Raw genomic sequence first — 12,425 nt, forward strand, 5'->3', positions numbered from 1 at the left:
ACAGCTTTATGCGAGCGAACGATATGTACAAGGCGTGCGCGGACGCGCTGCGAGCCTATGCGGAGGGCGCCGGCTTCACCGACATGGTGGTGGGGCTTTCCGGCGGTATAGACTCAAGCGTCATCGCCGTCATGTGCGCCGACGTGTTCGGTCCCGAACACGTGCACGGCGTCATGCTTCCCGGCCCTTATTCCACGGAGCATTCCCTGGACGATGCACGCGAGCTGGCGGACAACCTGGGCATCGAGACGCACGTCGTGTCCATTTGCGAGCCGTTCGAGGCGTTCGAGGCGGTGCTGCGCCGCTCGGGCTGCGGCAAGCTTTCGGGCACGGCGTCGGAGAACACGCAGGCGCGCTGCCGTACCGTGGTGCTCATGGCGCTTTCCAACGCCAACGACTGGATGCTCGTGAACACGGGCAACCGCAGCGAATCCATGATGGGCTACTCCACGCTCTACGGCGACACGGCCGGCGCGTTCGCCCCCATCGGCGGCCTGTACAAGACCGACGTGTACGCCATCGCGCGTTGGCGCAACGAGCGTGCCGAGCGCGACGGCCAGGTGCCGCCCATCCCCGAGCACGTGCTGGTCAAGCCGCCCAGCGCCGAGCTGGCGCCCGGCCAGGAGGACGAGAAGTCCATGGGCATTGACTACCCCACGCTCGACCGCATGCTCATCGCGCATTTCGAGCACGGCGTCAGCGAGGATGGCCTGGTGGAGGCCGGCTTCAACCGCGCCGACGTCGAGCGCGTGCTGGCGAAGGTGCGCTCGCAGGCCTTCAAGCGCGCCCTCGAGCCGCCGTATCCCGACACCAAGTTCTACGAATAGGGAAGCGCCCGCGGCGCCCCGCATATCGAGAAGATGTGACGCGCGCCGAACCGCCGGCCGCGTGCGCAGCGTGTGCGTTACCATGGCTGCGATATCGAAATGGGGGACGGTGCCCACTGCCGGTTGCACGGCGGCGGGCACCGTCCCTTCGCCATCTAGTGAAAGAGCATGCCCTACATGAAACGCCGCGATTTCTTCAAGCTGGTCGGTGCCAGCGCCGCCTTCGCCGCCGTGCCCCTGCTGTCGTCGTGCAGCTCCACTGTGATCCCCTCGGCGGACGGGACTGGCGTGCTCGGCCAGCCCCAGGTGTCGTTCTCCACGTCGGTGGACGTGCTCATCCTGGGCAGCGGCATGGCGGGTCTTTCGGCTGCCATGGACCCCTCCGAGGCGGGGCTGACGGTCATGGTGGCCGAGAAACTCGATGTGCTGGGCGGCGAAAGCTACGAGTCCAACGCCGTCATGGAGGTGTGCGGCAGCCAGCTGCAGAAGGACGCGGGCATCACCGAGACCTGCGACGATGTGTGGCCCGAGCGCAAGGAACAGCTGAAGAACGCCGGCGTGACCGATCTTGATTTCGCGAAGCGCCTGTTCTACGCGGCGCCCGAGTGGGTCGACCGCATGAAAAGCTCGTACGGCGCGCAGTTCGCCGACCCCGCAAGCTATTCCGCCAACGAGGCGAACCGCCGCCGCGTGCTCCCGAAAAACGGCATCGGCGACACGGAGAGCATCATGATGCCGCTGCGCGACAAGCTGGCGGCGAAGGGCGTGCAGTTCTCCACCGGCTACCGCGCCACCGGGTTCATCCTGGACGAGGCGGGCAAGGTGTGCGGCGTGCGCTTCTCCACCAGCAAGAAGGACCAGTCCGGCGTGGTCGACGTGCATGCGCGCGCCGTGGTGGTTGCCACGGGCGGGTTTGCCAGCAACCAGTCGCTCGTGCGCGAGTATCTGTCGGCGTGGGAACGCATCGGCTGCTACACCGCCGCGTCCATGGGGGAGGGCCACAAGCTGTGCCAGGCGCTCGGTGCGCAGCTCAGCGACATGAGCGTGACCCCTTCGGTGATCAGCGATCTTCCGCAGGCGGCCGCGTGGGGCATGTTCGCGCCCACGCTCGTGGTGGACGCGCAGGGCAACCGCTTCGGCAACGAGGACTACATGCGCGACCTGTGCGCGGCGTGCTTCACCCAGGAACGCGGCTATTTCTGGACCATTTTCGATAGCGGCATCTCGGAGAGCGGGCAGGCGCGCAGCGCGGCGCAGGTGACGGCGAAGAACGCGTCGCGCCTGGTCGGGCCGTGCGACACGGTGGAGCAGCTGGCGTCGGGCATGGGCGTGTCCGAGGACGTGCTGGGCAAGACCGTCGACCGCTTCTCCAGCATGGTCGAGGCGGGCAAGGACTCCGATTTCGGGCGTAAGCAGTTTTTGGAGAACCTCAAGCCGCCGTATTACGCGCTCAAGCAGTTCCCCGTGCGCTTCCGCACCCGCGGCGGCGCGGTGGTGGACGGCGGCGGGCGCCTGCTCGACGCCAACGGCAAGGCCATCGCGGGCGTGTACTGCTGCGGCGCCGCCGCGCAGGGCGGCGGCGAGAGCCTGACCACCAACGGAGCCTTCGGCATCCTCGCCGGCAAAGCCGTGACCGAGGACCTGGGAGCGGCGTAACCGCGTCCGCGTGATTACCCCGGGCGGCGTATGGCGCGCTCGGCGCGCTCGGGATACCATGGACGGCATGGATAACCTTCTTATGACATATCGCGACATGACGACGCGTGACTGGCTGGTAGATGCTGTGGTGGCGCTGGCAGCGTTCGCCGTAGGCTGCCTGCAGCTTATGCTCACCGCGTCGTCCATCATCATTCCCGACTTGGCGCTTCGCCAATATCTCGGCGTGGTCAACGTGGTGCCCGACCTGCAGGTGTTCGTGGGCCTGGGCATGACGGTGGTGCCGCTTGTGCTGCGCCGCCGCTTCCCGCTGCCCGTGTTCGCCGCGTGCCTGGTCATCTTCCTGGGCCTGCAGGTCAGGTTCTCGGGCTTCTCCATGACGGTGGTCGGGCCGCTGGTGGCGCTCTATACCGTTGCGGCGGAATGCGGTACCGTGCCCGGCGTCGCATGCGGCGCGGCGGCGGTGCTGTCGCTGCTGTTCGCCGGCGCGCCCATGCAGGCCGCCAGTATGGTGTTCTTCACACGCTTCCAGAACATCGCGCTCATGGTGGCGGCGGTGCTCGCCGGCTACGCCTACCGCACGCACGCCGCGTACGTGCACGAGGTGGAGCAGCGCGCCGTCGAGGCCGAGCGTACGCGCGAGGAGGAGGCCGCCCGCCGCGTGGAGGAGGAGCGCGTGCGCATCGCCCGCGAGGTGCACGACATCACGGCGCATTCGCTCTCGGCGGTGAGCATCCAGCTTGCCGCGGCCGAGCGGTTGGTGGAGCGCGACCCCCAGATGGCGAAGGAGGCCGTATCCACGGCCCGTGCCACGGCGAAGGCCGCGCTCGATGACATCCGTTCGATGATCGGCGTGCTGCGCCACGGTGATGACGCCGCCGAGACCATGCCCGCTGCGGGAACGAACCAGGTGGGCGAGCTGGAGTCTTATCTGCGTGGCGCAGGCCTGGATGTGACGCTCGACATGACGGCGTACGACCGCGCGCGCGTGCCCGCGCATATCGACATGGCGCTGTTCACCGTGGCGCGCGAGGCATGCACGAACGCGGTTCGGCATGCGCAGGCGCAGCGCGTGTCGCTGCGGTTCGCGGTGGAAGGCGGCGAGGCCATGCTCTCGGTGATCGACGATGGCGCCGGCTGCGGCGTTGCGGTGCAGCCGGCCGACATGGCCGCGCCGCAGCTGCCGCGGGCGGCAGACGGCGCGGGCCACGGCGTTGCGGGCATGGCCGAGCGCGTCCACGTGCTCGGCGGCTCGTTCTCTGCGGGCGATGGCGAAAACGGCGGGTTTTGCGTACGCGCAAGCATCCCGCTTCGCGGAACGGAGGCATAGCGAATGGAGCAGACGCTCAACGGCGAGGGCGCGGCGGGAGCGCAGAGCCCCGTGCGCGTGCTGGTGGCCGACGACCAGGACCTGGTGCGCAGCGGCTTCCGCATGATCTTGTCGTCCTACGACGGCATCGAGGTGGTGGGCGAGGCGCGCGATGGCGAGCAGGCGGTGCAGCTCGCCGAGCGCCTGCGTCCCGACGTGGTGCTCATGGACATCCGCATGCCGCGCGTCAACGGCATCGACGCCACGCGCGCCATCCGCTCCAACGCCGCGCTCGCGGACGTGCAGGTGCTCATCCTCACCACGTTCGACCTGGACGAATACGTCTACGACGCGCTGTCGGCGGGCGCCGGCGGCTTCCTTCTCAAGGACGCCGAGCCCGACGAGATCGCGTCGGCGGTGCGCGTGGTGGCGGCAGGCGAGGCGCTTATCGAGCCGTCCATCACGCGCCGGCTCATCGAGACGTTCGTGGCGGCGCGTCCGGGCGTGCCCGCGGGCGCCGCGGCGCGCGGCATCGACCAGCTGACCGACCGCGAGCGCGAGATCCTCACCCTGGTGGCGCGCGGACTGAACAACGACCAGATCGGCGAGCGCCTGTTCATCAGCCCCGCAACGGTCAAAACGCACCTCGCGCGCATCATGGCCAAGCTCGACGCGCACGACCGCGCGCAGCTGGTGGTGCGCGCCTACGAGAGCGGTTTGGTGAAGCCCGGCGTGGCATGAATAGCTGGCGAAAGGGGGAGTGCCGGCGGCTATCGGCCGCCGACGCTCCTTCTGTCTTATACGCTTGCACAAGAACTTTTCGGAGCGCGCTATAAATCACCGTAATCCACTTGCAATCGGACGGTCGGCTGCTATAGTAGGCAATGTGTTTAGCACTCGTTACCAAAGAGTGCTAGCACTCAGAAAGACAGAGTGGTTAAATAACGGGTATGCGAAACCAATCTCGCGTAATCGATGCGAAAGGAAGGCAGCGTTATGAATCTGAAACCCCTGGGCGACCGCGTTATCGTGAAGGCCGACGAAGCTGAGGAGACCACGGCTTCCGGTCTGTTCATCGCATCCGAGGCCAAGGAAAAGCCTCAGAGCGGCGTCGTTCTGGCAGTCGGCGCTGGCAAGCCCGATAAGGACGGCAACCTGGTTCCCGTTCCCGTGAAGGTCGGCGACAAGGTCGTCTACGGCAAGTTCGGCGGCCAGGAGATCAAGGTCGACGGCGAGGACCTGCTCATCCTGCGTGCCGACGATCTGTACGGCGTCTTCGAATAAGTTTCGATCGTTTCACCTCGTAAGTAAGCATGGGCCCGCGCCCGGTATCTTGGAACCGCGCGCGGGCCGCATTCGAAAGGAAGCTTTAGAATGGCTAAGGATATCAAGTTCGAGGCTGATGCCCGCAGCGCTCTGGCCGCAGGCGTCAACAAGCTGGCAAACGCCGTCAAGGTCACGCTCGGCCCCAAGGGTCGCTACGTCGCCCTTGAGAAGTCCTTCGGCGCTCCGCTGATCACCAACGACGGCGTCACCGTCGCCAAGGAAGTCGAGCTGGAGGATCCGGTCGAGAACATGGGCGCCCAGCTCATCCGCGAGGCCGCTGTGAAGACCAACGACGTCGCCGGCGACGGCACCACCACCGCCACGCTGCTGGCCGACGTGATCGTCTCCGAGGGCCTGCGCAACGTCACCGCCGGTGCTGACGCCCTGGGCATCCGTCGCGGCATCCAGAAGGCGACCGACGCCGTGGTCGAGGCAATCAAGGCCGACGCCACCCCGGTTTCCACCACCGAGCAGATCACCAACGTCGGCACCATCTCCGCTGGCGACGCCGTGATCGGCGCCAAGATTGCCGAGGCCATGGACGCCGTGGGCAAGGACGGCGCCATCTCCGTCGAGGATTCCCAGACCTTCGGCCTGGACATGGACATCGTCGAGGGCATGCAGTACGAGCGCGGCTACATCAGCCCCTACATGGCCACCGACATGGAGAAGATGGAAGCCAACCTCTCCGACCCCTACATCCTGCTGACCGATCAGAAGATCTCCAACATCCAGGATATGGTCCCGCTGCTGGAGCAGATCATGAAGACCGGTCGTCCGCTGTTCATCGTGGCTGAGGACGTCGAGGGCGAGGCTCTGGCCACCATCCTGCTGAACAAGCTGCGCGGCACCTTCACCGCCGTGGCCATCAAGGCCCCGGGCTTCGGTGACCGCCGCAAGCGCATCCTCGAGGACATCGCCGCCGTCACCGGCGCGCAGGTCATCGACAAGGACTTCGGCATGACCCTGGCCGATGCCAAGATCGAGATGCTCGGCACCGCCAAGACCGTCAAGGTCACCAAGGACCGTGCCCTGATCGTGGACGGCGCCGGCGACAAGGCCGCCATCCAGGACCGCATCACCCACATCAAGAAGGAGCTGGAGCGCGTCGACTCCGACTTCGACCGTGACAAGCTCCAGGAGCGCCTGGCCAAGCTGTCCGGCGGCGTGGCCGTGCTGAAGGTGGGCGCTGCCACCGAGGCCGAGCTCAAGGAGAAGAAGTCCCGCATCGAGGACGCCCTGCAGGCTACCCGCGCTGCTGTCGAGGAGGGCATCGTCGCAGGCGGCGGCGTGGCTCTGATCAACGCCATCCCGGCTCTGGACACGCTCGAGATCACCGATCCCGACGAGAAGGTCGGCGTGGAGATCATCCGCAAGGCCATGGAGGCCCCCATGCGCGCCATCGCCCAGAACGCTGGCTTCGAGGGCTCCGTCATGGTCGACAAGGTCCGCCACATGGAGAAGGGCGAGGGCGTGAACTTCGCCGACGGCACCACCGGCAAGATGATCGAGATGGGCGTCAACGACCCCGTCAAGGTCACCCGCACGGCTCTGCAGTCCGCTGCTTCCGTGGCTGCCCTGATCCTCATCACTGAGTGCACCATCAACGAGATCCCGAAGGATCCCGATCCGGCGGCCGCTGCTGCTGCCGCAGGTGCAGCCGGTATGGGCGGCATGATGTAAGCAACAGGTTCATAAACCTTGCAGCAAAAGGGCCCGCTTCGGCGGGCCCTTTTTACGTCTTGAGGGGGAAGGCGTGGCGGCTGTCACAGCCTGCTTATGCGTGCCTGCGGTGTTAGGCGCGATCGCGGCGAAGAGCGTCCCGGGCGCAGCCGCCGCGGCTTTTGCCCGGCATATCGCGATACGACCGGCGAAACGCTCGCATCGGAAGCTCGGACCGCCTACTTAGGTTCCCCGGCTGGGCGCCCTCGTCGCCACTATTCGATTGCCGGAATGCAGCAAAAAACGCCCTCCTGCGGTTGCAGGAGGGCGTTTGCGGCTTCGTGTGCGGTTAGCAGGAGGTCGGATGGCCTTTACAGCCCTTCGGCCTGGAAACGGCGCAGGAGGGCTTCCTGATGGTGCGAGTACTGCAGCGCGACGTCCTTCGCCACTTTGCCATCGCGCACGGCGTTGAACAGCGACTGGTCCATGGTCTGCATGCCGGAGGCGCCGTTGGAGGCGATCACGGAGTCGATCTGGTAGGTCTTCTCCTCGCGGATGAGGTTGCGGATGGCGGTGTTCATGTGCATGACCTCGAACACGGGGATGGTGGTGCCGTCGAGCGCGGGGATGAGCATCTGGCTGACCGTGGCCTGCAGCACGAGCGACAGCTGGGTGCGGATCTGGCGCTGCTGGCTGGCGGGGAAGGCGTCGATCATGCGCTCGATGGTGTCGGCGGCGCTGGTGGTGTGCAGCGTGGAGAGCACCAGCTGCGTCATCTCGGCGGCGTTGATGGCGGTGCCGATGGTCTCGGCGTCGCGCATTTCACCCAGCAGGATGACGTCGGGGCTTTCGCGCATGGCCGAGCGCAGCGCCTCGGAGTAGTTGGCGATGTCGGTGGGGATCTCGCGCTGCGTGATGATGCAGGAGCCGTGCTTATGCACGAACTCGATGGGGTCCTCCATGGTCAGGATATGGCCCGTGCGCTTGTGGTTCATGCGGTCGAGCATGCATGCCAGCGTGGTGGACTTGCCGCAGCCGGTGGGGCCCGTCACCAGCACCAGGCCCCTGTTCAGGTCGGCCAGGCGCATGACGGACTCGGGGATGTTCATCTCGTCGGGGTCGGGCAGCCCGAAGGGGATGACGCGGATGACGGCGCCATAGGAGCCGCGCTGGCGGAAGATGTTGGCGCGGAAACGGCCGACGCTCGGGACGGCGAAGCTGAAGTCATCGTCGTGGTTGACGCTGTCGGTGAACAGGCTCAGGTCGCGCCCGGCCAGCTCGTAGACCGTCTCGATGTATTCCTGCGTGTCGGCCGGGGTGAGCGGGGGCGTGTCCGTGCGCACATGCGATCCGCCTGCCTGGTACGCCAGAGGCAGGCCGGCGATGATGAACACGTCCGAAGCGTGCACCTCTATCATCTTCTCGAGTAGGCTTTTCAGTTGCATGGCGATCCTCCTATGCTATTGCTTCTCGTCGTTAGTTAGTGGAAAGAAGAGCTTGCTCGGGAAGCTCTTGCGCGGTAGTCATCTTCCAGGCGTCCACGGTATAGCCGTTCGCGGTGATGGTTGCCGTGGCGGCAAGCTCCTTGCCGTCTTGCGCGACGACCGTGAACGTGACCTGTGTGCCCGCCACGTCGATGAAGGACCGCAGGTCGTGGGCGCCGCTTGCCTCGGCGGCGTTCTCCAGCAGCTTGTCGGAGCGGTGCTGGACCAGCGCGGCGGCCGCTGCGGGCGAGCCGCTTTCGGTGATTTGCTCGTCTATCTGGGCGAGCAGCGCCTGGCCGAAGGCGTCGAGCTCGTAGGTTTGCGACAGCGCGTCGGCTTGCCGCTGGGCCATGGCCTCGGTTGCGTGCGTGGTGGTGACGCACAGCATGGCCAGCACCGCCAGCAGCAGCACGGACACCAGCGTCAGCAGCGTGATGGGGCCGATGCGCACGCCTTCCCCGGTTCGCCTTGCCATGCTATCTCACCCCGCTTTCGTATCGCGACGCGTCGAGCGCGTACACTTCGCCGGAATCGTCGCTCACGGTGATGTGCGCCGTGTACAGCGTGCCCCGGCCCTGCGCGTTAGAGTCGACGTCGCAGCTGACCGTCAGGCCGTCGGAGCCGTCGACGATGGATACGATCCCGGTGGCCACGCCCTGGCCGACCGTCTTGTCGGCGGCGACGGCCGCAGGGTCGGAGGAGAACTCCTCGGCGGCGTTCTGGGCCAGCAGCGTAGCCCTTGTCAGCTCCTCGGCCTGATGCGCTGCGACCGCCGAGTGCGCGAACAGCTGCGTGAACACGGCCATGGACGCGATCAGCACCGCCATAAGCACCAGCGCCTCGATGAGGAACGCCGTGTTGACCTTGGTCTTCGAGACGTCTTCGATCTGCTCGTTCTTCGTCATCCTAGGCACCTCCCTGCATGTAGCGAAGGGCCACCTCGGCGGTTCCCTGATCGGTGGTCACGGCAAGAAGGCCGTTGGAATACGAGAAATCGAAGGTGTCGGAAGTTGTCACCTCGGTGGCCTTCTCGGGCGTGTACCCGCTGCCTGCCAGGCTGTACTCCTGCACGACCTTGCCTTCGTACAGGTAGAAGCGCGTCTCGTACGTGCCGGAATCCAGCGGCTCCACCACCACGAGAGACTTGCCCTCCGGCCCCTGGCCTTGGGCGATGGCGCCCTTGGAATCGTTGGCGCGCACGACGTTGCAGATGAGCCCCGCCCCTTCGCGCTGTGCGCTGCTAGCCTGCTGATCTGCGGAAATGGCTTTGTATACGGTCACGCCCGAGATCATGGCCAAGAGCAGCGCCGCAAAGAACACCGCTAGCAGCAGCGTGGGGAAGGCGCGCCTTGCGGCGGCCCCTTTTTCGTTGGACGGCGCATCTTGCGTCACGGAAGCGATGGCGTGGATGCGCTGCTTGTGGGTTTCGTTCGCCTGCGGGTTCATCGGGGCGTCACCACCACGCTGGGCATGATGTTGTCGGCGAAGCACTCGTAGGTGATCACGTAGTCATCATGGTTGATGGTCAGGCCGTAGCTTTCCTCAAGGTGCTCGAGCGAGCTCGGGTAGCTGCCCTCGATGGCGCAGCACTGCTTGGCTGCGGCCAGGACGGAATCGCGCAGGGCCACGGCGCCTTGTGTCTTGGCGTTCTCCTGCACGACGCCGTATACGGCGAAGGCGGCGACGACGAGCGCCGCTACCAGGCATGCGGTGACGGCGATGCGCTTGCGCCGCCGCTTGATATCGTTGTCGGTGAGTTCGTGGAACATGGCTGTCACCTGCGGTTTCGCTACGCGATCGATCCCATGATGCCGATGAGCGGCAGCATGACGGCGATCAGGGTTGCGCCGACGGCGATGGTCAAAAACGCCGCCAGCGTGGGCTCGACTCGGTCGACCGCGGCGTCGATCTGCACGTTGGCGTCGTCGAAGAACACCTGCGCAAGATGGCCGAGCACCTCGTCGACGGAGCCAGCACGCGTGCCCATGAGCAGCATGCGGCCGTACACGGGCTCGACGATCTCGTGCTCGTTGATTGCCTGGGCAAGGCTGCGCGGGTTATCAAGGTCGATCATGGAATCGTAGGCGGCCTGCAGCTTTGCCTTAAGCTGCGCATTGTCGATGGTGGCCATGGCCTTGCGCATGGCGTCCTCTTCCTGCACGCCCGATGCCACCAGGGACGAAAGCGCGCTGACGAAGCGGGAGAGCGCCAGCTGGTACATGGCCCGGCGGGTGCCCGGGTAGCGCTCGAGCATCTTCAGCACGCGGTCGCGCCCGCCCTCGCTGCGTGCGCAGATGGCGATGTACAGGGCGGCTATGGTGGCGACCAGCACGATGGCCAGGGCGACCCAGCCGATGGCAACGGACACGCCCACGGTGTTGAAGGATCCCGAGGTCATGGAGCCGGACAGGTTCTCGTAGGCGCTGGAGAAGATGGGGAGGATGACCGCTACGGTGAACACCAGGATGACGCTCATGATGCACAGCAGCGCCGCCGGGTAGCCGACCGAGTTGCGCAGCTTGGCGAACGCGCGGCCTTCGCTATCGTAGTAGCGCCCGAGGCTTCGCAGCACGCGCTCGGTACGGCCCGATGCCTCGCCGACGCGCACCGTTTCCGTTGCGTAGGCGGGGAAGGCGCCGGTGGCCTCCATGGCGTCGGCAAGGTTGGATCCTTCGACGACTTTGGAGTAGACCGCGTCGCAGACGCGCTTGAACTCGGATTGCTCGCGGTTCTCCGCAAGCATGTGGACGGCTTCGTCCGTTTGGACGCCGGCAGCCAGCATGGTCGCCACGCTGCTGCAGAACGCGCTGATGGCGCCGCTCTCCAGAAGCTTTCCTGTCATCGGTACCTCCTGGGTTATCGGTTAAAACGTTCGTTATTGTCTCACATATAGTAGGCGATGACGTGCGTTTTCGCCTGTTTTTGAGAAGAAGCTGATACCCCGGGGCCACTATGTAGCGGGCGAAGGGATTTCAGTAGCGAGCGCTTCGGCCCGCGCGGGGTGGGATGCCGGTGGGATAGGGGCTTGCAACACCATGCGCCACCTGGGGGAACGGGGGTTGGCTTCGGGCGGCGCTTTCGGCAGCGATTCGGTGGGCTCCGTCCCTGCCGCATGGCTGCGGGGATGTTGCGCGGCTAGTACACGTAGCGGTCGGTGTAGCTTTCCCCGTCCCCGACGTTCGCCCCGCCCCCTGTTGCCGCGAAGGTCAAGTCAATGCGCGACCAGGTGTTCGGGGAAACGCTGAAGCGGGCGCTCTGCCAGGTGCCGTCGATGTTCACCATGATCCAGGCGTGGTAGATGCCCTGCGGCGAGACGGTTCCGGTGACGATCTTCGCGGGGATGCCTTGGCTTCGCAGCATGGCGGCGCCCAGGCTTGCGTAGTCGAAGCAGATGCCCTTGCCCGACTGCAGCGTCTCGTCCGGGTCGGGGATGTATCCGGTGGAATCCTTGAGCTTTGCGGCCTTGTCGTCGTCGTAGGCGACGTTGTCAACGATGTAGGTGCAGATCGCGCGTAGGGCCTCCCCTTGGTTCTCGCAGCCTTCGACTAGCTCGCGGGCCTTGGCCACGCAGCTGCTGGAAGCGGTGTAGCTGCAGTAGACGTTCGGGCGCAGGAACGGGGCGAACTCCGAGGTCAGCGCGACGTCGATGTCGGCGCTGCACAGCTCAACGTAGTTGTTGCCCGACGTGTTGCGCATGATGCGCACCGTGTACGGGCCGTCGCCGAACGCCAGCGGGCACGCGATGGGCGTGCCGTCTTGGGGAATGTCGAAGCTAGAGCTTGCTTGACCGCTGATGACCTGGGCTTTTATGCGCGCGCTCGAAGCGGCGCTCACGCTGACGTAGCCGTTTTGGGCGTGGGATGCATCGATGAGCGCGTCGTTGGCGCCCGTGGCGGCGCTCGCGTCGAACTGCGCTTCCTCGACTGTTGCGGCAGGGGAGAACGCGGCGCCGATGGCCTGGTCCTTGCCGGCGCCTTCCGCGCCGCCGGATCCGCTGCATGCGGTAAGCCACAGCAGGGCGCAGAAGGCCGTCGCCGCGATGGCGGCGATGAGCGGGGAGGTGCGCCTTGTCTGTGCGGATGATTCCATGATGCGTCGATTATACGCGTGGAGGGTGGGGTTTCGGCCTGCGCAGCTAAACGGTTTTGACACGAGATCGTT

Annotated in this window: 13 protein-coding genes; 6 read left to right on the top strand and 7 right to left on the bottom strand. The window is 65.9% G+C overall.

The features are described from left to right. Positions 1-8: 8 nt before the first annotated feature. The 6 genes from nadE to groL all read left to right on the top strand — a co-directional run bounded on the left by nadE (position 9) and on the right by groL (position 6,801). Complete coding sequence (gene nadE, locus Q0G75_RS04055; protein WP_294415007.1) at positions 9-827, top strand: NAD(+) synthase; 819 nt, start codon at positions 9-11, stop codon at positions 825-827. Between the two features lie 177 nt (positions 828-1,004). Then, a complete protein-coding gene (locus Q0G75_RS04060; protein ID WP_294415003.1) occupies positions 1,005-2,483 on the top strand; it encodes an FAD-dependent oxidoreductase in 1,479 nt (492 codons plus the stop codon). A 67-nt stretch (positions 2,484-2,550) separates the two neighbouring features. Beyond that, positions 2,551-3,813, top strand: a complete 1,263-nt coding sequence (locus tag Q0G75_RS04065; RefSeq protein WP_294415001.1) for a histidine kinase — start codon at positions 2,551-2,553, stop codon at positions 3,811-3,813. 3 nt (positions 3,814-3,816) lie between these two features. Then, on the top strand, positions 3,817-4,533 hold the full coding sequence (locus tag Q0G75_RS04070) for a response regulator transcription factor (RefSeq protein ID WP_294415000.1): 717 nt from the start codon (positions 3,817-3,819) through the stop codon (positions 4,531-4,533). A 255-nt stretch (positions 4,534-4,788) separates the two neighbouring features. Then, on the top strand, positions 4,789-5,076 hold the full coding sequence (locus tag Q0G75_RS04075; RefSeq protein ID WP_042432634.1) for a co-chaperone GroES: 288 nt from the start codon (positions 4,789-4,791) through the stop codon (positions 5,074-5,076). Positions 5,077-5,166: 90 nt separating this feature from the next. Then, the gene (groL, locus tag Q0G75_RS04080) at positions 5,167-6,801 is read left to right on the top strand and encodes a chaperonin GroEL (protein WP_294414997.1); all 1,635 of its coding nucleotides are present in this window, start codon (positions 5,167-5,169) and stop codon (positions 6,799-6,801) included. Between the two features lie 350 nt (positions 6,802-7,151). Here the strand turns inward: groL and Q0G75_RS04085 are convergent, their stop codons facing one another. The 7 genes from Q0G75_RS04085 to Q0G75_RS04115 all read right to left on the bottom strand — a co-directional run bounded on the left by Q0G75_RS04085 (position 7,152) and on the right by Q0G75_RS04115 (position 12,353). Continuing rightward, a complete protein-coding gene (locus Q0G75_RS04085) occupies positions 7,152-8,225 on the bottom strand; it encodes a type IV pilus twitching motility protein PilT (RefSeq protein ID WP_294414994.1) in 1,074 nt (357 codons plus the stop codon). Positions 8,226-8,256: 31 nt separating this feature from the next. Next, entirely contained in the window at positions 8,257-8,739 is a 483-nt protein-coding gene (locus Q0G75_RS04090) for a hypothetical protein (protein WP_294414992.1), read from the bottom strand. A 1-nt stretch (position 8,740) separates the two neighbouring features. Continuing rightward, complete coding sequence (locus Q0G75_RS04095; protein WP_294414990.1) at positions 8,741-9,169, bottom strand: hypothetical protein; 429 nt, start codon at positions 9,167-9,169, stop codon at positions 8,741-8,743. Position 9,170: 1 nt separating this feature from the next. Then, positions 9,171-9,710 (bottom strand): DUF4860 domain-containing protein, encoded by a 540-nt coding sequence (locus Q0G75_RS04100; protein WP_294414987.1) that lies wholly within the window; start codon positions 9,708-9,710, stop codon positions 9,171-9,173. Beyond that, on the bottom strand, positions 9,707-10,033 hold the full coding sequence (locus tag Q0G75_RS04105) for a hypothetical protein (protein ID WP_294414985.1): 327 nt from the start codon (positions 10,031-10,033) through the stop codon (positions 9,707-9,709). Before Q0G75_RS04105 ends, Q0G75_RS04100 begins: the two co-directional genes overlap by 4 nt. Before the next feature lie 20 nt (positions 10,034-10,053). Beyond that, the gene (locus tag Q0G75_RS04110; RefSeq protein WP_294414982.1) at positions 10,054-11,106 is read right to left on the bottom strand and encodes a type II secretion system F family protein; all 1,053 of its coding nucleotides are present in this window, start codon (positions 11,104-11,106) and stop codon (positions 10,054-10,056) included. A 293-nt stretch (positions 11,107-11,399) separates the two neighbouring features. Further along, entirely contained in the window at positions 11,400-12,353 is a 954-nt protein-coding gene (locus tag Q0G75_RS04115; protein WP_294414980.1) for a transglutaminase family protein, read from the bottom strand. Positions 12,354-12,425: the final 72 nt, after the last annotated feature.

Origin of the sequence: uncultured Senegalimassilia sp. (assembly GCF_934636665.1) — a bacterium.
Classification (GTDB): domain Bacteria; phylum Actinomycetota; class Coriobacteriia; order Coriobacteriales; family Eggerthellaceae; genus Senegalimassilia.